The sequence below is a fragment of the Pedobacter sp. Leaf216 genome (assembly GCF_001421515.1).
Classification (GTDB): Bacteria; Bacteroidota; Bacteroidia; order Sphingobacteriales; family Sphingobacteriaceae; genus Pedobacter.
This window is the reverse complement of sequence record NZ_LMKM01000001.1, coordinates 170,275-192,385: the sequence shown is the minus strand read 5'-3', so window position 1 is coordinate 192,385 and position 22,111 is coordinate 170,275. Positions and strand designations below refer to the sequence as shown.

Sequence of the window (22,111 nt, the reverse complement as noted above, 5' to 3'; positions counted from 1 at the left end):
TTCTCTTTTCAAATTTAATCATTCAGTAATTTATTATAGTTAGAATTTATATCTTTGATTATATAAATAAATTTTAACTATATGACTTTAGTTCAGCTTGAATATATCGTGGCAGTAGATACTTACAGAAGTTTCGTAACTGCTGCAGATAAGTGTTTTGTAACCCAGCCAACATTGAGTATGCAGGTGCAAAAACTTGAAGAGCTGATCAGTGTTAAAATTTTCGACAGAAGTAAACAGCCTGTAAGTCCGACTGAAATTGGCGCACAGATTATTGCACAGGCCAGGATTATTTTACAGGAAAGCGGAAAAATAAAAGAACTCATTAGTAGTCAGCAACAAGATGTTTTAGGCGAATTGAGAATTGGCGTTATTCCAACTGTTGCGCCCTATTTGCTGCCCGAAGTAATTTCAGCAATGCTGGAAAAATATCCGGAATTAAAGCTCCTAATCTGGGAGTATACCACAGAAGATATTATTCATCATTTAAAAACAGGCGTATTGGATTGTGGTATTCTGGCCACCCCACTAACTGATCCGAATATTACAGAAACTCCTTTATACTATGAAAACTTTGTAAGTTACATCAGTAAAAACAGCAAGCTTTATAAAAAGAAAGCTGTAGATGCTGAAGACTTAAATGATGAGAACATCTGGCTTTTAAACGAAGGTCACTGTATGCGTAACCAGGTATTGAACATTTGCCGTTCAACCAAAAACAACAGGTTGCAAGGGCTGGAATATAATACAGGTAGTGTAGAAACCCTTGTCCGTATGGTCGATTTAAACGGGGGTGCAACACTGCTTCCTGAGTTGGCTATTGCAGAGTTAAATGTGAAGCAAACCAGTAAAGTCCGCCATTTCAAATCTCCGGAGCCTGTACGCGAAATCAGCCTGGTTACCCATAAAAACTTTATAAAAAAGCGGATGCTTAATGCTTTGAAGGATGAGATTTTGGAAATTATCCCTAAGGCAATGAAACAAAAAAAGAAAAAAGATATTGTTGGAATTTAGACCGCGTTTTTGAAATTAATGAGGATTGGCCAAAGCAAACATTTGGTAACTTTACCCACGCGATCGTTATGCTGAATTTATTTCAGCATCTTTATTGCTACATAAACCCTGAAATAAATACAGAGGTAAAGGCTATTCATTAAAAATATTATAGTAACCTTTACATGGTCAACAAGAAAGATTTATAAAACTTTAGAAACTAATTTCTTGTCCTTATCCACGTGATCTGCCAATTGATAACTTTGTGCTGCTGGATTTTTATCTTCTAAAAAGATGAGGATAATTAGTGAAATGATAGGGATTAAAAAGGAAATGAAAAACCAGAACCAGAAATTCCGACCTGTTCTTTTTGCCAAAAAACCTGCCAGCAATTGTGGTGATAACAGCAAGCCGAGTACGAGAGATCCTAAGATTATTTCTGGCATGGCTATTTTGAATTAAAATCTTGCCCAGCGGTATCAGGAATGATTACTGGTTTTGCTTTTCTATTGGGGGTGCAGATAATAATCCTTTAATATCGCTCTCCACTTCTTCTTCCTCGCCTTTTTTCTTTTTCTTGTTTTTTGCTTTTAATCCTTTGCCACTTAAGCGTTCTTCTATCACTTTATCATACTCTGTTTGCTGCTCTGGCCTTAAAACATTGCGGATGTTTTTTGATGTCTCATTCTGTAATTTATAGAATTTGTCTACATCCTCTTCGCGCGAATTGCCTGCCTGTTGCCTTTTAATTAAATCTGCCTGTTCTTTAGCCTGGTTAAATGTAAAGCTATAGATCACGCTTTTTTGCGTGCCATTTAATTTTAATCTTTTGTCGAGATCATCTACATTCTTTTGTGCAATTTCTGAAGGAGTAGGTACTTTATTTTGCTGGGCACTTACCAAGCCATTTACACCAATTACAATTAAGAATAAAATTACAAGCCTTTTCATTTCGAACATTTTATATCTGCGAAGTTACTTAATTATCTTAAAACAAGGAAGTCCCGATTTGCATCGGGACTTCCTTATATTTTAAACTATATTTGGCTTACAAAGCTTTTTTGTAAAGTTCAGCAACTGCATCCCAGTTTACTGCATTCCAAATTGCCGCTAAATAATCAGGGCGTTTGTTTTGGTATTTTAAATAATATGCGTGTTCCCAAACATCGATACCGAAAATTGGTGTACCTTTTACTTCAGCAATATCCATTAATGGATTATCCTGGTTTGGAGTAGATGAAACCTGAAGTTTTTTATCAGCACCTACAGATAACCAAGCCCAGCCCGAACCAAAACGGGTAGCACCAGCTTCTTGTAATTTAGTTTTAAGATCAGCAAACGATCCGAAAGTTTCGTTAATTGCTTTAGCTAAATCGCCAGTTGGCTCACCACCTTTATTGGGGCCTAAAACGTTCCAGAATAATGAGTGGTTATAATGACCGCCACCATTGTTTCTAACAGCAGCAGGGTATTTTGAAATATTTTTTACAATTTCCTCGATGCTCGAGCTTGCTTCAGGTTTACCTTCTAACGCTTTGTTTAAGTTGGTAACGTAAGCTTGATGGTGTTTATCATGGTGAATTTCCATGGTAGTTTTATCAATATGCGGTTCTAATGCATCGGTTGCGTAGTGTAACGCAGGTAATTCAAAAGCCATAATGTTTTATGTTTAAAGATTTAAAAATGTTTCTTGTAGCAAATATAACATTAGAACGTTAAGATTTGTTCATGTTATTATCATCAAATCGTTTTCTGCGTTGCTATTGTAAATTTGAACTGGTTAAAAGTTGTAAGGTTCAGTGCGATAGCCAATTCCTTTTCAATAAAAAAATTGATTTTTAATCAATAGTTTATAGCTAATTTTTCTATTAACTATACGCCATTAACCCATCTCCACTACCGCTTCTTCGCAAAAAAATCCCGCATCAGTATTGCGCATTCTTCTGCCATTACACCACCTTTTAATAATGTTTTTGGATGAAGCAGATTTGCGTTTTTTGATATAAAACCTCTTTTTTCTTCCCTGGCACCATAAACAATTCGGCCAATTTGTGTCCAGTAACTTGCGCCTGCACACATTACACAAGGCTCAATGGTTACATATAAGGTGCAATCTCTCAAATATTTTCCACCAATGGTTTGTGCAGCAGAAGTAAAAGCCTGCATTTCCGCATGCGCAGTTACATCATTAAAGCGTTCAGTTAAATTATAACCACGACCAATAATCCGGTTTTTACCAACTACTATTGCACCAATCGGGATCTCATCTTCATTTAACGCTTTTTTTGCTTCTTCCAAAGCCAACTTCATATAATGAATGTCTTCCTCTTCGGGATCGGTATTTTCGAAATTGTAAAAGCTCATGTGGCAAATATAGGGTATAATGGACAAAAAGACTTCCGAAGTTTTGGTGGCCATGCGCGTGGTAAACTTCTGAAGTCTACGCTGAAAATTGGTTAGGTTTTGGAGCGCAGTGTCGCTGATAATCGGTTACCTCAGTCCTGCTTTTCGTTACAAGTCCTCATTCGTACCTCCCTCCGGTCTTTTCACTTCAATCAGGGCTATTAGACAAAGGTCTGTGCTATTGGGGAACAAATAACGCGCAGACTTCCGAAGTTTCCAGGGGCCGAAGACTAGCAAAACTTCGGAAGTCGGCTAAACCAGCTTACTCCCGTTAGGCACTTTGCCCAGCACAGAAGTTAACACAATATCGCCGTTTTCATCGGCAAAACCGGTAACCAAAAATTCAGACATAAACTTTCCAATTTGTTTTTTTGGAAAATTGACCACACCAACAATCTGTTTTCCTGGCAATTCTTCCAATGTATAGTGTTTGGTTATCTGCGCACTGCTCATTTTTATGCCAAATTCACCAAAATCTACTTTTACTTTATAGGCTGGTCTGCGGGCTTCAGGAAATTCAAAAGCCTCTAAAATTGTTCCCACCCTTAATTCTACCTTTTCGAAATCATCCCAGGTTATCTGTTCCATAACTTAATTAAATATGCGCGCAAAAATAAAAATTATTAATATCAAATGTGATCGCATTTAGCTACAGGTTGCTAACAGCTTTAAGATTAACAGATTTAATAAAAAATTTGCGTTTTATTTTTTTAAAACTATCTTTATGCAACCGTTTGCATAACCAGATATTAATTAAATTAAAATATGTATTTATTAGGGATTGATTTAGGTACTTCATCCATAAAAGTGGCTATAGTTGATGTGGCAACACAGCAAAATATTGCCACTGCACAATATCCTGAAGAGGAAACGGCAATCAAATCTTTACAATCGGGCTGGGCAGAGCAATCGCCAAATGATTGGTGGCACAATGTACAGCAGGCCATTCTAAAGTTAAATGCAACAGGTTTATTCGATCCCAAACAGATTAAAGCCATTGGCATTGCCTATCAAATGCATGGATTGATTGTTGTAGATAAAAATCAACAGGTATTACGCGATAGCATCATCTGGTGCGACAGCAGGGCTGTGGATTTGGGGAATAAAGCATTTGATGCTATAGGCGAAGAAAAATCGTTAAAACATCTGTTAAATTCTCCCGGAAACTTTACAGCTTCAAAATTGGCTTGGGTTAAACAAAATGAGCCAGAAATTTATAGCCGTATCGATAAAATGATGTTACCAGGTGATTTCATTGCCATGAAATTAACCGGAGAAATTACCACAAGCATTTCAGCATTATCAGAAGGGATTTTCTGGGATTTTGAGCAACATGAAATATCTGAAGACGTTACCAAATATTATGGTATTGATAGCAGCCTGATACCAACTTTAAGACCTTTATTTTCTGAACATGGGCATTTGAAAGCTGATGTTGCAGATTTGCTTGGTTTGACCAAAGGTATTCCTGTAGCATATAAATCCGGCGATCAGCCTAATAATGCACTTTCACTAAATGTATTAAAACCTGGAGAAGTTGCGGCCACAGCCGGTACATCTGGTGTAATTTATGGTGTAAGTGATGATCTTACTTATGATAAACAATCGAGGGTAAATACCTTTGCTCATGTAACCTATTCCGAAGATAAAAAACACACCGGTGTATTGCTTTGCATTAATGGCACAGGCAGTATGTACCGTTGGGCAAAAAATAATTTTGCGCCTCAGGCAACATATAGTGAGCTGAATAAGCTGGCTGCAAAAGCACCTATTGGCAGTAATGGATTAAAGGTACTTCCATTTGGTAATGGCGCAGAACGGATGTTAAACAATAAATATACGGGCGCTCAACTTTTAGGTATTGATTTAAATACCCATAACCAGTCGGACATTTTCAGGGCTGTACAAGAAGGAATTGCATTTTCTTTCCGCTATGGGCTCGATATAATGCGCGAAAACGGGATGACTCCAAAAGTAATCCGTGCAGGCAAGGCAAACTTATTTTTAAGTGATGTTTTTGCTCAAACCTTCGTTGATGTAACAGGTATTCCGGTTGAGCTTTACGAAAATGACGGCAGTGTGGGTGCAGCACTCGGAGCAGGAATAGGTGCAGGGATTTTTAAAAATGCTGAAGAAGCATTCACCAAACATGAAGCAATAAAAACTTTGACACCGCAATATTCCGAATCCTATGAACCAATTTATCAGGACTGGAAGAAAATATTAGAGAAACAGTTAGCAATTGGTTAGTGATTAACCGCCCTTTGGAAGATCAACTAAAATTATCGACTAACAAACCATCACCAAAAACAAAAAACATGACAAAAGTAGTAACAGGAGCAAAAGAATTTTTTAAAGGCATTGAGCAAATTAAATTTGAAGGCCTAGAAAGCGATAATCCACTTGCCTTTAGGTGGTACGATGCCAATAAAATTGTGGCAGGAAAAACCATGAACGAACATTTTAAATTTGCCTGTGCGTATTGGCATTCTTTTAATGGCAACGGTGCCGATCCTTTTGGTGGCCCAACCCATGTTTTCCCTTGGGATGAAAAGGCCGATGCAATAGAAAGGGCAAAAGATAAAATGGATGCCGCTTTTGAATTCATTACCAAAATGCAAATCCCATATTACTGTTTTCATGATGTTGATGTAGTAGATTATGGAAATGATGTTGCTGAAAACGAACGCCGTTTGCAAACCCTTGTTGAATATGCTAAGCAAAAACAAGCTGATAGTGGTGTAAAACTGCTTTGGGGAACTGCCAATCTATTCAGCCATAAACGCTACATGAACGGTGCATCTACCAATCCCGATTTCCATGTACTTGCCCACGGCGCAGCGCAGGTTAAAGCAGCCCTGGATGCAACCATTGCGCTTGGTGGTGAAAATTATGTTTTCTGGGGAGGAAGGGAAGGCTACATGACGCTATTGAATACAAATATGAAACGTGAGCAGGAACATTTGGCCAAATTTTTACATACAGCCAAAGATTATGCCCGCAAACAAGGTTTTAAAGGAACGTTTTTTATCGAACCAAAACCATGCGAACCTTCCAAACATCAATACGATTACGATGCAGCTACAGTAAAAGGCTTTTTACAGCAATACGATCTTTTGGGTGATTTTAAATTAAATTTAGAAGTAAACCACGCTACATTAGCCGGACATACCTTTCAGCATGAATTGCAGGTAGCGGTAGATAATGGTTTATTAGGATCTATTGATGCCAATCGTGGTGATTATCAAAATGGCTGGGATACCGATCAGTTTCCGAACGATATTAACGAGTTAACAGAAACCATGCTGATTATTTTAGAAGGTGGAGGCTTACAAGGTGGAGGTGTAAATTTTGATGCTAAAATCCGCCGTAACTCTACCGATCCTAAAGATCTTTTTTATGCCCATATTGGTGGTATGGATATTTTCGCAAGGGCCCTGATTACCGCTGATGCCATTCTTCAAAAGTCTGATTATAGGAAAATAAGAACGGATCGCTATGCTTCATTTGACAGTGGTAAAGGAGCAGAATTTGAGCAAGGTAAATTAACTTTGGAAGATTTGCGAAACTATGCTGCAGAAAATGGTGAGCCAGAGGTTCGCAGCGGGAAGCAAGAGTATTTGGAGAATTTGATTAACAGATACATTTAATCTATCTACATTATTTATAAAATGGGATAGCGTGGTCTGTGCCATCACAAACCACTGGAATTTGATTAACAGGTATATTTAATCTATTTATATACATTATTTTTAAAATGTGATACCGTGGTCTGTGTCCTCACAGACCACTACTTATTTATTTTATACCTTCTGCGAGGATACAGACCTTAAGGGTAATTATGTATGCAAATCGTTGTCGACCTGGGGCATAGTGAAAACGAACTGAATTTAACTATTACCGATTCAATCGGCTAATCAATCAAATTAATAAACGTTACATTAACATTTTTTAATTTAAAAAAAAGCAGTGATTAATTTATGATTTTACTACATTTAGGTTTCTAAACCAAATAACCACTATTATATTAATGAAACACAACTTATTGGACACGAAAGATTACATTGTATTTGCAATCTACTTCGTTATTGTGGCTGCGTACGGTCTGTACATCTACAATAAGAAAAAATCCGCATCAACCGGCTCAAAAGATTATTTCCTTGCAGAAGGTTCACTTACATGGTGGGCAATCGGTGCCTCATTAATTGCATCCAACATTTCGGCAGAGCAGTTTATTGGTATGAGTGGATCAGGCTTTAAGATGGGGCTTGCAATTGCAACTTATGAATGGATGGCTGCCCTTACCCTGGTCATTGTTGCCGTTTTCTTTATTCCGGTATACCTAAAGAATAAAATTGCTACAATGCCCCAGTTCCTACACCAGCGTTACAACGGAACCGTGGCCATGATTATGGCCGTGTTCTGGTTATTGCTATATGTAGTGGTAAACTTAACTTCGATACTTTATTTAGGTGCTTTAGCAGTAAGCAGCATATCTGGTTTCGATCTAACATTCTGTATGTATGCCATTGCAGCATTTGCCATTGTAATTACACTTGGGGGAATGAAAGTAATCGGTTATACTGACGTGATCCAGGTGTTTTTCTTAATTCTGGGTGGTTTGGCAACAACTTATTTAGCTTTAAACCTGGTTTCTACACACTACGGTACATCAGGTATTTTTGAGGGTTATAGCTTAATGACTTCAAAAGCATCAGAGCATTTTCACATGATTTTAAAACCTGAAAATGAGAATTACATTGATTTGCCAGGCTTAAGCGTACTTGTGGGTGGTATGTGGATTGTAAATTTAAATTATTGGGGCTGTAATCAGTACATCACACAACGCGCTTTAGGTGCTGATTTAAAAACGGCACGCGGTGGTATTCTATTTGCCGCTTTCTTAAAATTATTAATGCCAATCATCGTAGTATTACCGGGTATAGCGGCATACGTATTGTATAAAGATGGCGCTTTCCAATCGGAGATGTTACAGGATGGATCTGTTAATCCTGACCGTGCTTATCCGGTGTTGTTAAACTTATTGCCAGCGGGCTTAAAAGGGTTATCATTTGCAGCTTTAACAGCAGCTGTGGTGGCTTCATTAGCGGGTAAGGCAAATAGTATTGCAACTATTTTTACATTGGATATTTATAAAAAAGTATTAAAAACCGATGCTTCTGAAAAAAACCTGGTTTTTACAGGTAAAATTGCTGTTGTTGTAGCCATGGTACTGGGTGTTTTAATTGCACCCCACCTTGGTATCGATAAAAAAGGTGGTTTCCAATACATACAAGAATATACAGGTTTTGTATCGCCAGGTATATTTGCCATGTTCATCCTTGGTTTCTTCTGGAAAAGGGCAACTTCAAATGCTGCACTTTTTGCAACCATTGGCGGTTTTGGATTGTCGCTAGTATTAAAATTCCTTCCGGGCTGGACAGATTTATCATGGTTATCAGGAATGGGTTTCTCAGTAAAAAATGCAGCAGGCATTTACGAAATTCCTTTCCTGGATAGAATGGGTTTTGTGTTCGTATTCTGTATTGTTGGTATGGTGATTATCAGTTTATTCGAAAATAGAAATGGCGTAAATCCTAAAGGACTGGAAATCGATTCAAAAATGTTCAAAACCACTACAAGTTTTGCTGTTGGTGCATTGATCATAATCGGTTTACTGGTAGCGCTTTACGGTATTTACTGGTAAATAAAAATTAAAATTTTTAAAGCTTTCTGAGAAATCAGGAAGCTTTTTTTGTTTAAGGGTATTTTAGGAATTAAACATGAGCCATGCTTTATCAATAGTGCAAACCTATTTGCTTAATAAAAATTAATTTGATTCGCGAAGACATAAGCCAAGGCTTAAAGAATATCCGGTATCTTTTTTTTTGGAAATCAGGTTCAGTAGATCTTGGGTAAAGATAGCCCTGCTCTACGTTCTTTCTGATGAAGGATCAGAACCACTTCGATCAGGTTTAGTTGGCAGGGATAGTACTTTTATTTGTGGTTGCGCGGTTCGTTAGGCATGAGCCCAGGGATGTGTTATTTTAATTTATAAATGAGCCATGCTTTAATCAATTGCATAAAAGATATTTGCTCAATATAAGTTAGTATGGTTTGTACAGACACCGAACCAAGGCAAGTTGGATTTTAGGCATCCTGCTATGCAAGACTGCCCTAACCGATTCCCACAGAACCTGCGCTCCAAAAAAGGTCAGAATATCTGAAACGAGTGAGGCATTAATCTATAGCAGAAAAAAATATTTTATTTATAAAATTGGTGTGGTTCGTGGAGACACGCACCAAGGTGTGGATATAATCAATTACTGCGCGCAAGGCCCGTCTGGAATTTCTTTGCTGATTTTAATTACTTTGGTAACCACTAAAGTCGAATCGAAGTCGGCAGCTACTGTAGCCGTGTCAGATTTGGCAAAAAAGCCTTCCAATTCGACATATACCGGCTCATATGGCTTTTCGAAGCCAAGGTTGCTATAAGAAAGTTCCAAGGTTTTTACACTATCTGTAACCCAATATTCGCGGCCATCTTCGCAGAGGGTAAAAGATTTCATTTCCGGACCGAAAGTATACAGGCCCTTAACTGTTTTAAGATTACTTTTGTCTCCCTCGGCCTTATCGTTTCTACAAGCGGTAAGGGCTACGCCAAGGAGCACAACAAATACGAATGCTTGTTTAAATAACTTCATTTTTATATGGATTGATTTATTTGATCTATCTTTTTAACACTCAAATTGGATGACAAAGCAGATGCCAAAAATGAGAAGATGCCCACTGTAACAAAAACTAAAACAAAATCTTTCCATTTTAGCCCTATTGGGTAGGAGGTGACAAGTGTTTTATTTTCTTCTCCCATTTTGATGAAACCGTATGTATGCTGAAAATAATAGAAAATAAGGCCGATAATTAGGCCAAGCACACAGCCCGACATGGTAATCATCATCCCCTCAAATAAAAATATACGCTTAATTAATTTTTTTCCTGCACCCAAACTGCTCAAAATAGCCACATCCTTTACCTTATCGATTACCAACATGGTTAACGACCCTATGATATTAAATATAGCAATAATCAGAATAAAAGTAAGAATAATATATACGGCCCATTTTTCAGTATTTAAAATGTGGTACAGCGATTTATTCTGTTCGGCCTGGTTGCGTACCTCATAGGCTTTCCCCGCTTTTTCGATCACCTCTTTTTGGAAGTTGTCTACATCAACCCCTGGTTGCAAATTGATCTCAATTGCAGACACATTTTTCTCTTCGCCCAACAATTCGCGCGCAAAGCCAAGCGGAACGATAATTCCGTTATCAAAATCCTGCTGCACTTCAAAAACGCCGCTAACGCGAATGCTTTTTGCTACAAAATCATCAGCCGGATTTAAGCTGCTTGCTGAAATGTCTTTTTTTGGCGAATAAATTTCAAGTTCTGTAAAGGGATCTACCGTATTTACGGCCAGATAACTTTGTAAAGCAGAGCCAATTACTGCATTGTCGCCATTCCTGTTGTGTAAAATAAAGTGTCCTTCTTTTATGGTACTATCAAGTTTGGCGTTTTTTAAATAATCTAAACTCACACCTTTCACCATACCTACAGCCTGTTTATTGTTGTATTTCAACAAAGCATTTTCTTGCAATACCTCTGTAAATGCAGCAACATCCTTATTTTTTTTAAGCTGGTTAAAATAGGTAGTATTCGGATCGAAGGTTTTGCCCTTGGCCGGGGTTATGGCAATGTGGGGGGTAATGGTATCGAACATGTTTAACACCACCGTTTCCAAACCGTTAAATACCGAAAGAATAATGATCAATGCTGCACTGCCCACCATTACACCCACCATCGAAATACCCGATATCAGGTTGATGGCATTGGTTGATTTTTTGGCAAAAAGATACCTTTTGGCAATATAAAATGATGTATTCACGTCGGTAAAGATAGTTAAAAGGTTGAGGGTTTAAATGTATAATGCTAGCAGCCCCCACGCTTAAAAGAACTTTTAAACAATATTTAGTATCAAAAAAAAGGATTGTTTTGTTTTTCGAAACCTATGCTTGTCGCTGGTCCGTGGCCAGGATAAACTACGGTTTCATCTGGTAATACAAACAGTTTATCGGAAATGTTTTGAATTAATTGCTGATGATTGCCACCAGGTAGATCGGAACGGCCAATGCTGCCATAAAAAAGTACATCGCCGCCCATTAAAATATGATCTGCTTCACTATAAAAGCAAAGGTGTGCCGGTGAGTGGCCTGGGGCAAATATTAAGCTCAATGTACTGTTGCCAAAAGAAACTGTTCCTGTTTCAGGCAAAAAAGTATCCGGAAGTGGTGAAATCTGATAGTTGTTAAAGCCCATTGAAGGGGCATAACCCGGAACGGCAGTTAAAACCGGCAATTCGCCTTCGTGAAACTGCGGCTTTAACCCATAGGTTTCAAAAACGAATTTATTGCCGAAAACATGATCAAGGTGGCAATGCGTATTAAGCAATAAAACTGGTATTAGGTTTTGCTGTTTAATGAATGCTGCCAATTCGTTTTGCTCAACACCCTCGTACATCCCAGGATCAATGATGATACATTCTTTACTTTCATCGTAAAGTACGTAGGTATTTTCGCTGTATGCATTAAAAGTGAAGGTTTTTATGGTAATCATAAGTTTTATAAATGTTCCTGATTAAAATTGTATCAGGCTGTTGAATAATAAATTAATTTTTCCACCTGAAGGAAGAAATCAGTGTATCAATGTCTTTTTTAATGAAATTGATCACAGGAGCGATTGAATCGTATTGTGGCCGTTCATTAAAATATAATGCACCTCTAAAATAATGTTTTGCACTATCGGTTAGGAAAAACTGAACAGAAGATGCTGTATTTCCTTCAATGGCATAATAAATACCATACACTTTCCGATCGGGATAATTAATAAGCTTTTGATCTATCGCACTTGCTTTAATGGTATGTTTAAAGGCGAGTTTCCGGGCATCTTCTACCATTTCATTGTATTCGCCTTTGCCTGATACATCATAATAGGTTAAATGTAAAAAGCCATTGAATTGTTTGAAATGGATGTTAAACCAGTCTTTTTGTGCATCACGGCTTTTATCCTGCTCTACCACGGCATAAGTTGGATACTTAAAGCTGAAGGGAACGGGCTGAATAAATGTTTTATAATTTTTTTCAGGGAATTCAATTCTGAAATAAGCTCTTGGTTTTGGGCTATAATCATTGTTCTGACAAGCTGTTAAGAATAAAAGCAGCATGACGGAAATACAGATCAGTTGTTTTAATTTCATAGCATTTTATCAAAGATTGCTTTGTCGTTCCTTTTCGAAATGACGATAAGTTAGCTTATTTATTCCAGATTGCCCAGGCTTTTTCGGCTTGTTTGTATAACATTTCCAAACCATTTTTAATGGTGGCACCGCGTTCTGCTGCTTTTGCCAAAAATGTAGTTTCTAATGGATTGTATACCAAATCATAAGCCAGGTGTTGTGGGCCGAGCTGGCTGTAATCAATTTCTGGAAAGGTATCAACATTTGGCGACATCCCCAGCGGTGTGGTATTGATCAATACTTGATGTGAAGCTAAAATTGCCGGTGTTATTTCTGAATACAATATTGCCCCCGGAACAGGTTTGCGTACCACTACCTGGTAGGGGATGTTCAATTTTGCTAAAACGTATTTAACCGCTTTTGCCGCTCCACCATCACCAAAAACCAACGCTTTTGCATGCTGCGGGCCTAATAAGGGTTTTAATGATTCTTCAAAGCCATAAGCATCGGTATTGTAGCCTTTTAAATAATTTCTGTCTTCAAAACTTTTGATGGAAATGCAATTTACGGCCCCGATTTTATCGGCTGCTTCATCTACTTCATTTAAATAGCAAAGTACATTCACTTTATGCGGTATGGTTACATTTAAACCACAAAGTGATGGGTTTTCGCTTAATAAATCGGGTAATGATTTGATATCCTCAATAGGGAAAAGTTCGTATTGGTGATCAGCAATGCCCTCATTCAAAAATTTTTCGGTAAAATACTTTTTAGAAAAGGAATGAGATAGTGGATACCCGATTAAGCCGTATGTTTTCATATGCGTATTTACGTCATTGCGAGGCACGAAGCAATCTTAACGCGATAGAAATAAACTATCAGAGATTGCTTCGTGCCTCGCAATGACGGATTTATCTTTTATTTTACTTGGTTCAGGAAATAATCGAAAGTATCTCCGCGTAAACCTAAACGAATGGTTTCCAATGGAATTACCTCAGCTGGGGCAATATTACCAAGGTTTACATTGCTACCGATTAATTTAATAAACCAAACCTGTTGTTCTTTTTGTGGTGCTTCCCAAATAATGGTTTCTTCAGGAATCTGTGTTAATATTTCATCAACCAAACCTTCCCGCACTTCTCCGCTTCCGCGGTAAATACCAACATTACCACCTTCGCGTGCTTCGGCAATTACTTTCCATGAGCCTGCTTCAATTTCTGCCTGCATTAACTTAATCCATTTGTATGGGGCAAATATTTTGGCAGCATCTTTACTTCCCACTTCAGAAATAACGGTTACCTGTTTGGAAAGTTCGCGGATGAATTCACATTTTTTATCATGCTCAATTTCAATAGAACCATCAGAAACCTCTGCGTACTCCATGCCATATTGATCTAAAATGCGTTGGTAATCTGCAAATTGATTACGGATAATAAAGGCTTCAAACAGTGTTCCTCCAAAATAGGTAGGAATACCGGCACTTTTATATAAAGCTAATTTTTCTTTAAGATTTGGGGTTACATGAGATGTTGCCCAACCTAATTTTACGATATCTGTATGTACGCCGGCAACTTCAATAAAATCTTCAACCTGGCGTAGGCTCAATCCCTTATCCATAACCATTGTTAAGCCTTTTTGGCGTGGTTTAGCTGGACGTTCGGGAACGTTTAATAATGGATAATTCATATGCCTACAAAAGTGAAAAAAATTTTGAGATTTATTTGTTAAATTTTTCTCACAAGCTCGTTACCGAATATATCTGTTTATAACGCTCAAAATGGCACTATTATCCTGTAATTGCGGTAAATATTCAAATAAAATATAGTGTTTATCGGGGTCAGTTGTTAAAGCCGTTTCCAAATATCCCAGCGCATCACTGTAATTGCCAAGTGCAAAAAGATAGGCTACCATACGGTAATACAGTTCGGCAGCTTCGGGATTATTTTTAATCGCCTCAGCCATTGTTTCTGATGCTTCCAAAAGTTTTCCCTGCTCGTAAAGCACGGTACTAAAATCTAGCCAGGCTTCAATATCCAATGGATTAAATTCCAAAACTTTTTCATAGGCCTCTATCGATTCCTCAATCTGACCTAATTTATAATAAGCATCGGCCATGGCAAACCAAAAATCGGGGTTTTCGGCTTCTAAATCGATCGCTTTTTTATAAAAATGCAACGATTCGAAGTAACGTTCCTCAAAATTCAGCGTAACACCGATCCCAAACCAGGCATCTGCCATTTTAGGATCCATTTTTACTGATTTTTTGTAATAAGAACGCGCTTCATCCATTTTTTCAAGCTTCTCGTAACATTCACCTATTGCGCAATAGGTATCGGCATTGGGCTGTTCGTACTCGAAAGTCTGTTTATAAACTTCAATGGCTTCATCGTATTTATCCAGCTGTACCAATGCATTGCCTTTGTTGAAGTAAGCGGAGCTGAAATCTTCTTTGATTAAAATTGCATAATCGTAGGCATCGATGGCTTTTTCAAAAAGATTTAGTTTATGGAAACTGTTTCCCAAATTATACCATGCTGCATATGAATAAGGATCGGTATCGATGTACTGCTGATAGAACTTAATGCTTTCTTCCTGTTTATCCAGCACATCATAACAAAAAGCCAGCTCATACAAACCGTCCTGATTTTCCATATTTTGCTCTAAACTGAGTTTAATATAGGTAATGGCACTTTCATAATCGCTCATGCTTTGGTAAACATAAGCCATCTGCAACAAAATTTCATCGGTACTTTCGGCAAGTCCTAAAGCTTTTTCATAGTTTTCGAGTGCTTCATCATAGCGTTCGGTATTTTGGAAAATATTACCGCGCAAAAGATAAATATCCGGTTCGGATGGCTCTAAGAGTTCAGCTTTTTGCAATGCAATAAAAGCTTTTTCGTTGTTATTGGTTAAAATGTAAAGATGAGCCTGCTTGATTAAAAAGACAGTTGCATAGGGGTGTTGACTGATTGCAAAATCAACCACCTGCAAAGCTTTGACCGGATCATTTTTCTCGATATAAAAATCTACTATGTATTCGAATGCGCCTGCATCGAAAAAATACTGATCCTGGTTGCGGAGCATTTCTTCGTAACGTTCTACTGAGCGTTGTGCGTCTTCGTTGGATTCAAAAAAGAATTCTTCTTCCATATATTATACTATTAAAGAACCGTGCCAATTAGCATAAAAACACATTATAAGTTTACCGATTATAATTTTCCGTTTTTAAAATAATTATTAACATCAATTGGCTTAATCAGCGTAAATCGCTGAATATAAAGCGAGTTAACTGTAGTAAAGATGTGTGGATAATCGATTGATTTTTTGCAACATCGCGGTTCCTTTTCCCTTCTTTTACAAAAATACTATAAATTTATGGTATATACGTAATTGAGAAGTCATGAAAGGATCAGTCATTTTTGCCCTGTTTTTACTATGTTTTGTTACTCAAAGCTTTGCACAGCTTAACGAGGAAGCCGCCATTAAAAAAGCGGTAAATAATCTTTTCGAAGGGATGAAGACCGGAGACAGTACTTTAACAAGGGCTGCGTTTGCCAATAGTGCTATTATGCAAACAATTGTTGAAAAGGATGGAAAAGTGGTTGTCCGTACCGAATCGGTAAATGATTTTGTAAAATTTATCGGAGCACCGCACCAGGAAAAATATGATGAACAGATAATTTTTACCAAAATATTGGTTGATGGTGCGCTGGCTTCGGTTTGGACAGACTATAAGTTTTACCTTGGCCAAAAATTTAGCCATTGCGGGGTAAATTCCTTTCAGTTGGTAAAACGAGATCAAGGCCGGCAGATTGTTTACCTTATTGATACAAGAAGAAAAACAGGCTGTAAATAAGCTTTATTGTTTTACTGTAAAGTATTGTAATATTTAAACACTTTAATCAGGTCATCGTCCTGTTTTAAATCCAGTTGTTCGTTTTTGATGAAAGTAGCTACTTGTTCCTTTTTATCGGCCAAAACCGTAGTAATGTTTTTTGTTGAAGGCGTAAATTTTTGAATTGTTCCAGCTTTACTGGTTAAATATGCGGTACGCTGTACGAGTTTGTTGGTTTTTTTCTTGGTAAACCAATCTTCTACTATTTCTTTTTTAATCGAGTATTGTTTTAGCAGGCTAACGTTGCCCTCAGCAACTGCTTCGTAAAAACCTTCTGCCTGACCGGTTTTTAATTTAATGAACTGATGAGAATTGCCAACAGAATCAAGCAAAGTGAAAGATTGCACGGAATCCTGAATGGCGTAAACGTTTTCATTTTCTGTGTATTCCAATTGTTGCGTTTCCAGGTTATACCTTACATTTTTAATGTCAAACGCTTTCTGACTAACCGTTTTAATGCTCCCATTGGCGTATTTGGTGTTGAAATAAGGACTTCCTTCAACAGGATTTTTAATTACTGATTTTAAAAGTGGTTTCGCACTTGGGCCTACTGTAACATTCTGTGCAAAATTGTAAGTAGTGAGGCTGATTAAAATAAGAAGTAAGAAAATTTTTTTCATGGTTGCGTTTTATAAGGCGAAAATTTTGTGTGTTTCGATTGGTTCTTTTTGTTGGCGATAAATTTTAAATCAAAATTAAAACAAATGAAAAACAAGCTAAAAATAAGAGGATTTTCTACGGATATTGCTTATAATTCCAAATTACTAAAACATTTTAGTGATTATTTAAATGCAATTTATAACATTTTTAAGATAATCATTATTTTTTTTGATTTATTGATAATAAAAACTGTAATTCGCGGAATATTAACTTAAACAAACTTTAAAAACTATGAAAAAACTCGTACTGTGTTTATTCATATTTTTATTTTGCGGTATCATACAAGCAGATGCTCAGAGTAAAAATATTACTGGGAAAGTGGTTGCATCTAATGATGGATTGCCGCTTCCAGGGGTTAGTGTCCGTGTAAAGGATACAAAAAAAGCAACATCCACCGGGTCGGATGGAAGATTTACCATTAGCGTTAATGCGAATGAGGTGTTACAATTCTCTTATATCGGTTTCGTAGCGAAAGAAATCGCAGTGGGTACGCAATCAAATTTGAATGTTAACCTTGAGCCAGACTCAAAAAGTTTAAGCGAGGTTACGATTTCTACTGCATTGGGTATTAAACGTAAGCCAAAGGAAATCGGTTATGCAACGCAACAGGTAACCGGTAAGGCACTAACCTCGAGCAGGCCAACCAACCTTGCAACGGGTTTATCTGGTAAAGTGGCAGGTTTGCAGATTAACCAGGCCAATAACCAGATTGATGCCGGCGACCAGGTAAGGGTGGTATTGCGTGGTAACAGGTCGTTTACCGGTAACAACCAGGCGCTTTTGGTTTTGGATGGTATTATTGTTCCATTGAGCCAGCTGAACTCAATTAACCCGAACGATATTGACAATGTGAATATTTTGAAGGGTGCAAACGCAGCAGCACTTTATGGATCGGATGCTTCTAACGGAGTAATTATTGTGAGTACCAAGAGGGGATCTTCTGATGGCGGTAGCATAACCTATACTAATTCCACTTTACTAAATCGTTTAAGTTACTTCCCTAAGCTCCAAACAGAGTTTGGTGGTGGTACTACTCAGGATGACTTTGGATTTGGTTTATATACTCCTTTTGAGAACCAGACCTTTGGAGAGCGTTTTGATGGAAGCATCAGACCGTTGGGCCGTATTTTAGAAGATGGAACTTACCAGATGGTTCCTTACACTTATAAAGATGGCGAAAAAGAGAGTTTCTTTGAAACTGGTATCGATGAGCAGAATGATGTTACCTACTCTGGAGGAAACGAGAACGGAACAACCTATATCAACCTTCAGCGTGTAAACAGTAAAGGTTATGTTCCGGGAGATAAATCCAACAGAACTGCAATCCGTATTAACGGAACACGTAAACTGAACAAATTTTTAGCGGATTATTCATTTAACTATACTCAGAGAAATTACGATAAGAGTAACAATCAGGTATATAACAATGTAATCAATACGCCAGGAAACGTACCATTGACTGAGTACAGTGATTTAAATTCGAAATATGGTAATCCTAACGATTACTACAATGATTATTATAACAGCCCATATTTTGGTTTACAGCAAAACCGCAACAACGAGAGAAGAGACGATTTGCTGGGTAATGTTTCATTTACCTATAAACCAGTTGATTGGTTGAGTTTGATGGCGAGAGGTGGTTTGAGCACTAAAAACACACTGGGTAAAAATAAGAACTATGCCTATACCTATTCGGATTTTGCACACAATTCGGGTAAAGGGATAGCAGCCAATCAATACACAAAATCATCAGTAACAGATTACAGTGAATTTGAAAGCAGGTATACAGGGGATTTTCTTGCAACTGCAACTAAAACGTTTAAGCAATTTAAATTTACGCTGATTGGTGGTGCGCAGGTGATTCAGAAAAACTATAAGTACATGACTCAATCTGGCAACGATTTAGTGGTTGATAATCTTTTTAACCTTAATAACCGTTCTGGTGAGATCGTGGGATCTGAAAACGAACGTAACTCCCGCCAGCTGGGTTTATTTGGAGATTTAACGGCTACCTACAACGATTACTTAACGATCCATATCTCTGGTAGAAATGACTGGGATTCGAGATTAGCCAAAAGTAACCGCTCTTTCTTTTATCCGGCAATTGATGCAGCTTTAACACTTACAGATGCAATACCTGCATTAAAAGAAAGCAAAATCATCAGTAACTTAAAAATCCGCGGAGGTATTTCTAAAGTATACGCAGTACAGATCGATCCGTACAAATTGCTTTCTACCACCAGTCCGGCAGGAAACTTTCCTTATGGCAGTACCGCAGGATACTCTATTGATAACGCAGTTTATGATCCTAACTTGAAACCAGAGCAAACCATTTCAAAAGAAATTGGTGTAGATGTTGGTTTCTTAAATAACCGGATTACTTTAGAAACTTCGGCATATCTGCAAAATACCAAAGATCAGGAAATCATTAACGGGATAGATTTATCTGGTACTACCGGTTATACAAGTGCAGTAATTAATACTGGCGAAGGCCAAAATAAGGGAATTGAATTTAGCTTAAACGCGGCACCGGTAATTGGTTTTTCAAACGGATTTAGATGGAATGTAGGTGTAAATTATTCGTACAACACCAATAAGGTACTATCGTTATATCAGGGTCAAAATCAATTGGGTATTGGCGACAACAACTATATCGTAGTAGGTCAGAGTTTTCCTTCGTTACAGGTGAGCAGTTACCAAACAGATCCGCTAGGCCGTGTGATTGTGGATGCCAATACAGGTTTGCCACTTTCAAACCCAATTAATAAAGATTTCGGACAAACCAACCCAAGTACTGTAGTTGGTTTTAACACCAGCTTTACCTTTAAAAACTTTACGCTATCAGGTGTTGCAGAATACCGCAGTGGTAACGTTTTCTATAATAGTTTTGCAAGCACATTGGATTTTGCGGGTATTAGTTATACATCTGCCCAGGCTGGTCGTGAACGTTTTGTTTATCCAAATTCAGTAATCCAAACTTCACCAGGCGTATTTGTTCCTAATACCAATACCACTACTATACAGGGCAATGGATCTTTTTGGGCTGATGGCATCCGTAATAATACGGCCTCTAACTACGTAATGAGTGCTGCATTCTGGAAAATCAGAGAACTTTCTTTGGCATACCAGGTACCAACACAGTGGTTGCAGAGCAAAGCCAAATTTATCAAGAATGCAAGTATTGCCTTGATCGGAAGAAACTTATTTATGTTCAGGCCTAGTGATAACATTTATACTGACCCGGAGATTAACGTGGGCACAGGGAATGCACAAGGTGTTAATAACTTGAATCAAACGCCTCCTACACGTATTTATGGTTTTACCGCAACAATTGGCTTTTAACAATTAATAAAAGAAACATGAAAAAGAAATTTATATATGTGTTTACAGTATCGGCAGTATTAATGCTTGGTGCCTGTAAAAAGGGTTTTTTAGATATTAATGATAATCCCAACAACGCTACAAATGTTAAACCTTCTTTAATATTAACGGGTGCGTTAAACAATACTGCTGCATATACAACGGGCGGCTCTATTTTTTACAGCTTTGCAGCCTTGTGGATGAACTATTGGATGACCCCAGGAGGTGTTTCAGGTTGGTACGAAGAGCGTTCGTACAATTTTACCACCAACTGGAGCGGTTCTACTACGCTTTGGGGCAATTTGTACGATAACCTTAACGATTACGCCTCTTTAGAAAAACAGGGCAAAGCAACAGGGCAAAATTTCTTCGTTGCGGTGGCCAAAACAATGAAAGCCTGGGATTACCAATACCTGGTAGATTTTTACGGTAATGTGCCTTACACGCAGGCGTCTAAATCGGTTCTTTTCCTTAACCCAAAATACGATAAAGGGCAGGCTATTTACGAAGATCTGGCGAAGCAATTAGATACAGCAGCAAATTTATTTAAAACAGCAACGGTAAGCCCGTCAGATGTTACGGCTGATATTTATGCCAAAGGAGATGTGAAAAAATGGGGTAAATTTGCCAATACGTTAAAACTTAGAATTCTTTTACGTCAATCGGAAATTCCTGGTAGAGAACAGTACATCAAAGATGAGATTGCAAAAATTACTGCAAATGGATTTGGATACATCGGAGTTGGTGAGGGAATGTTCAATAATCCAGGTTATTTAAATACATCTGGTAAGCAAAATCCATTCTGGGGCGTATATGGTTATGCTGCCAATGGCGACAAAACTGCATCGCACACCTATATGCTGGCCAGCACTTACGGCATGGATTTCCTAAAAAATAATAATGATCCAAGATTAGGTAAGTTTTATAGCACAGTTAATGATGGTGCAGGAAGTACTTATGTAAGCTTAGTTTGGGGCCAGGATGTAAATTTCGATCAGACACTTACTACCGTTTCAGGTATTGGTAAAGGGGTATTAAAATCATTCGATCAATCGCAGCCTATTATGACAGATTTTGAGAGTTTGTTCTTACAGGCTGAAGCTGCACAAAGAGGTTACCTGGGCGGTAATGCACAAGCGAATTATGAAGCCGCTGTAACGGCCAACTTTGTTTACCTGGGATTAAAGGATACAGATGCAGTAACTTACCTTGCTGATCAGGATGTGGCAAATTGGAGTGCTAACGCAGACAAAATTGCCTTGATCATTAAACAAAAGTGGGCAGCCATGAACGGTACAAATGATATTGAACCCTGGACAGATTACAGACGTTTAGAGCTTCCTGCAGATATGCCGATATCTATTTCTTCTACGGTAACTACCAAAAAAATCCCGGTAAGAATGTTATATCCACAAAGAGAATATAACACCAACTCGGCAAATGTAATTGCAGAAGGTACAATTAACCAGTTTACGTCTAAAATTTTCTGGGATGTTAAATAAATCATTTAAAAC

Annotated in this window: 20 protein-coding genes; 7 read left to right on the top strand and 13 right to left on the bottom strand. The window is 37.8% G+C overall.

Annotation, left to right across the window (positions count from 1 at the left end; translation table 11 throughout):
* The first annotated feature begins 81 nt into the window (after nucleotides 1-81).
* Nucleotides 82-1,014: a hydrogen peroxide-inducible genes activator gene (locus ASE74_RS00820; RefSeq protein WP_055902928.1), complete on the top strand. Its 933-nt coding sequence runs from the start codon at nucleotides 82-84 to the stop codon at nucleotides 1,012-1,014.
* A 182-nt stretch (nucleotides 1,015-1,196) separates the two neighbouring features.
* Here the strand turns inward: ASE74_RS00820 and ASE74_RS00815 are convergent, their stop codons facing one another.
* The 5 genes from ASE74_RS00815 to ASE74_RS00795 all read right to left on the bottom strand — a co-directional run bounded on the left by ASE74_RS00815 (nucleotide 1,197) and on the right by ASE74_RS00795 (nucleotide 3,984).
* Nucleotides 1,197-1,439 (bottom strand): hypothetical protein, encoded by a 243-nt coding sequence (locus ASE74_RS00815; protein WP_055902924.1) that lies wholly within the window; start codon nucleotides 1,437-1,439, stop codon nucleotides 1,197-1,199.
* Nucleotides 1,440-1,482: 43 nt separating this feature from the next.
* A complete protein-coding gene (locus ASE74_RS00810) occupies nucleotides 1,483-1,944 on the bottom strand; it encodes a hypothetical protein (RefSeq protein ID WP_055903106.1) in 462 nt (153 codons plus the stop codon).
* A gap of 97 nt (nucleotides 1,945-2,041) precedes the next feature.
* A complete protein-coding gene (locus ASE74_RS00805) occupies nucleotides 2,042-2,650 on the bottom strand; it encodes a superoxide dismutase (RefSeq protein WP_055902921.1) in 609 nt (202 codons plus the stop codon).
* A 239-nt stretch (nucleotides 2,651-2,889) separates the two neighbouring features.
* Nucleotides 2,890-3,357, bottom strand: a complete 468-nt coding sequence (locus tag ASE74_RS00800) for a nucleoside deaminase (RefSeq protein WP_055902918.1) — start codon at nucleotides 3,355-3,357, stop codon at nucleotides 2,890-2,892.
* Between the two features lie 291 nt (nucleotides 3,358-3,648).
* Nucleotides 3,649-3,984: a tRNA-binding protein gene (locus tag ASE74_RS00795; RefSeq protein WP_055902915.1), complete on the bottom strand. Its 336-nt coding sequence runs from the start codon at nucleotides 3,982-3,984 to the stop codon at nucleotides 3,649-3,651.
* Nucleotides 3,985-4,161: 177 nt separating this feature from the next.
* Here ASE74_RS00795 and ASE74_RS00790 point away from each other — a divergent pair, with 177 nt between their 5' ends.
* The 3 genes from ASE74_RS00790 to ASE74_RS00780 all read left to right on the top strand — a co-directional run bounded on the left by ASE74_RS00790 (nucleotide 4,162) and on the right by ASE74_RS00780 (nucleotide 9,103).
* Complete coding sequence (locus ASE74_RS00790) at nucleotides 4,162-5,646, top strand: xylulokinase (protein ID WP_055902912.1); 1,485 nt, start codon at nucleotides 4,162-4,164, stop codon at nucleotides 5,644-5,646.
* A gap of 68 nt (nucleotides 5,647-5,714) precedes the next feature.
* Nucleotides 5,715-7,046, top strand: a complete 1,332-nt coding sequence (gene xylA / locus ASE74_RS00785; protein ID WP_055903105.1) for a xylose isomerase — start codon at nucleotides 5,715-5,717, stop codon at nucleotides 7,044-7,046.
* A gap of 380 nt (nucleotides 7,047-7,426) precedes the next feature.
* Nucleotides 7,427-9,103: a sodium/sugar symporter gene (locus ASE74_RS00780; RefSeq protein WP_055902909.1), complete on the top strand. Its 1,677-nt coding sequence runs from the start codon at nucleotides 7,427-7,429 to the stop codon at nucleotides 9,101-9,103.
* Between the two features lie 616 nt (nucleotides 9,104-9,719).
* Here ASE74_RS00780 and ASE74_RS00775 read toward each other — a convergent pair.
* The 7 genes from ASE74_RS00775 to ASE74_RS00745 form a co-directional block, all read right to left on the bottom strand.
* Complete coding sequence (locus ASE74_RS00775; protein ID WP_055902906.1) at nucleotides 9,720-10,100, bottom strand: hypothetical protein; 381 nt, start codon at nucleotides 10,098-10,100, stop codon at nucleotides 9,720-9,722.
* Between the two features lie 2 nt (nucleotides 10,101-10,102).
* The gene (locus ASE74_RS00770; protein ID WP_055902903.1) at nucleotides 10,103-11,335 is read right to left on the bottom strand and encodes an ABC transporter permease; all 1,233 of its coding nucleotides are present in this window, start codon (nucleotides 11,333-11,335) and stop codon (nucleotides 10,103-10,105) included.
* An 89-nt stretch (nucleotides 11,336-11,424) separates the two neighbouring features.
* Nucleotides 11,425-12,063 (bottom strand): MBL fold metallo-hydrolase, encoded by a 639-nt coding sequence (locus ASE74_RS00765; RefSeq protein ID WP_055902900.1) that lies wholly within the window; start codon nucleotides 12,061-12,063, stop codon nucleotides 11,425-11,427.
* A 52-nt stretch (nucleotides 12,064-12,115) separates the two neighbouring features.
* Nucleotides 12,116-12,703 (bottom strand): hypothetical protein, encoded by a 588-nt coding sequence (locus ASE74_RS00760; RefSeq protein ID WP_055902897.1) that lies wholly within the window; start codon nucleotides 12,701-12,703, stop codon nucleotides 12,116-12,118.
* A 55-nt stretch (nucleotides 12,704-12,758) separates the two neighbouring features.
* The gene (locus tag ASE74_RS00755; protein ID WP_055902894.1) at nucleotides 12,759-13,502 is read right to left on the bottom strand and encodes a shikimate dehydrogenase; all 744 of its coding nucleotides are present in this window, start codon (nucleotides 13,500-13,502) and stop codon (nucleotides 12,759-12,761) included.
* A gap of 98 nt (nucleotides 13,503-13,600) precedes the next feature.
* A complete protein-coding gene (locus tag ASE74_RS00750; protein ID WP_055902890.1) occupies nucleotides 13,601-14,368 on the bottom strand; it encodes a phosphosulfolactate synthase in 768 nt (255 codons plus the stop codon).
* Nucleotides 14,369-14,428: 60 nt separating this feature from the next.
* A complete protein-coding gene (locus ASE74_RS00745; RefSeq protein ID WP_055902889.1) occupies nucleotides 14,429-15,832 on the bottom strand; it encodes a tetratricopeptide repeat protein in 1,404 nt (467 codons plus the stop codon).
* A 250-nt stretch (nucleotides 15,833-16,082) separates the two neighbouring features.
* Between ASE74_RS00745 and ASE74_RS00740 the strand changes: the two genes are divergently transcribed.
* Complete coding sequence (locus tag ASE74_RS00740; RefSeq protein WP_055902888.1) at nucleotides 16,083-16,538, top strand: nuclear transport factor 2 family protein; 456 nt, start codon at nucleotides 16,083-16,085, stop codon at nucleotides 16,536-16,538.
* An 11-nt stretch (nucleotides 16,539-16,549) separates the two neighbouring features.
* On the opposite strand, the gene ASE74_RS00735 is transcribed toward ASE74_RS00740, so the two are convergent.
* Entirely contained in the window at nucleotides 16,550-17,197 is a 648-nt protein-coding gene (locus ASE74_RS00735) for a hypothetical protein (RefSeq protein ID WP_055902885.1), read from the bottom strand.
* A 271-nt stretch (nucleotides 17,198-17,468) separates the two neighbouring features.
* Here ASE74_RS00735 and ASE74_RS00730 point away from each other — a divergent pair, with 271 nt between their 5' ends.
* Nucleotides 17,469-20,579: a SusC/RagA family TonB-linked outer membrane protein gene (locus tag ASE74_RS00730; RefSeq protein ID WP_055902882.1), complete on the top strand. Its 3,111-nt coding sequence runs from the start codon at nucleotides 17,469-17,471 to the stop codon at nucleotides 20,577-20,579.
* A gap of 17 nt (nucleotides 20,580-20,596) precedes the next feature.
* Nucleotides 20,597-22,099, top strand: a complete 1,503-nt coding sequence (locus tag ASE74_RS00725; protein ID WP_055902878.1) for a SusD/RagB family nutrient-binding outer membrane lipoprotein — start codon at nucleotides 20,597-20,599, stop codon at nucleotides 22,097-22,099.
* The last annotated feature ends 12 nt before the right edge of the window (nucleotides 22,100-22,111 follow it).

What these genes read in the sequence shown, in the direction of transcription:
- ASE74_RS00820 (WP_055902928.1), top strand. Translation starts at nt 82, where the DNA reads ATGACTTTAGTTCAGCTTGAATATATCGTGGCAGTAGATACTTACAGA.
- ASE74_RS00815 (WP_055902924.1), bottom strand. Translation starts at nt 1,439, where the DNA reads ATGCCAGAAATAATCTTAGGATCTCTCGTACTCGGCTTGCTGTTATCA.
- ASE74_RS00810 (WP_055903106.1), bottom strand. Translation starts at nt 1,944, where the DNA reads ATGAAAAGGCTTGTAATTTTATTCTTAATTGTAATTGGTGTAAATGGC.
- ASE74_RS00805 (WP_055902921.1), bottom strand. Translation starts at nt 2,650, where the DNA reads ATGGCTTTTGAATTACCTGCGTTACACTACGCAACCGATGCATTAGAA.
- ASE74_RS00800 (WP_055902918.1), bottom strand. Translation starts at nt 3,357, where the DNA reads ATGAGCTTTTACAATTTCGAAAATACCGATCCCGAAGAGGAAGACATT.
- ASE74_RS00795 (WP_055902915.1), bottom strand. Translation starts at nt 3,984, where the DNA reads ATGGAACAGATAACCTGGGATGATTTCGAAAAGGTAGAATTAAGGGTG.
- ASE74_RS00790 (WP_055902912.1), top strand. Translation starts at nt 4,162, where the DNA reads ATGTATTTATTAGGGATTGATTTAGGTACTTCATCCATAAAAGTGGCT.
- xylA (WP_055903105.1), top strand. Translation starts at nt 5,715, where the DNA reads ATGACAAAAGTAGTAACAGGAGCAAAAGAATTTTTTAAAGGCATTGAG.
- ASE74_RS00780 (WP_055902909.1), top strand. Translation starts at nt 7,427, where the DNA reads ATGAAACACAACTTATTGGACACGAAAGATTACATTGTATTTGCAATC.
- ASE74_RS00775 (WP_055902906.1), bottom strand. Translation starts at nt 10,100, where the DNA reads ATGAAGTTATTTAAACAAGCATTCGTATTTGTTGTGCTCCTTGGCGTA.
- ASE74_RS00765 (WP_055902900.1), bottom strand. Translation starts at nt 12,063, where the DNA reads ATGATTACCATAAAAACCTTCACTTTTAATGCATACAGCGAAAATACC.
- ASE74_RS00760 (WP_055902897.1), bottom strand. Translation starts at nt 12,703, where the DNA reads ATGAAATTAAAACAACTGATCTGTATTTCCGTCATGCTGCTTTTATTC.
- ASE74_RS00755 (WP_055902894.1), bottom strand. Translation starts at nt 13,502, where the DNA reads ATGAAAACATACGGCTTAATCGGGTATCCACTATCTCATTCCTTTTCT.
- ASE74_RS00750 (WP_055902890.1), bottom strand. Translation starts at nt 14,368, where the DNA reads ATGAATTATCCATTATTAAACGTTCCCGAACGTCCAGCTAAACCACGC.
- ASE74_RS00745 (WP_055902889.1), bottom strand. Translation starts at nt 15,832, where the DNA reads ATGGAAGAAGAATTCTTTTTTGAATCCAACGAAGACGCACAACGCTCA.
- ASE74_RS00740 (WP_055902888.1), top strand. Translation starts at nt 16,083, where the DNA reads ATGAAAGGATCAGTCATTTTTGCCCTGTTTTTACTATGTTTTGTTACT.
- ASE74_RS00735 (WP_055902885.1), bottom strand. Translation starts at nt 17,197, where the DNA reads ATGAAAAAAATTTTCTTACTTCTTATTTTAATCAGCCTCACTACTTAC.
- ASE74_RS00730 (WP_055902882.1), top strand. Translation starts at nt 17,469, where the DNA reads ATGAAAAAACTCGTACTGTGTTTATTCATATTTTTATTTTGCGGTATC.
- ASE74_RS00725 (WP_055902878.1), top strand. Translation starts at nt 20,597, where the DNA reads ATGAAAAAGAAATTTATATATGTGTTTACAGTATCGGCAGTATTAATG.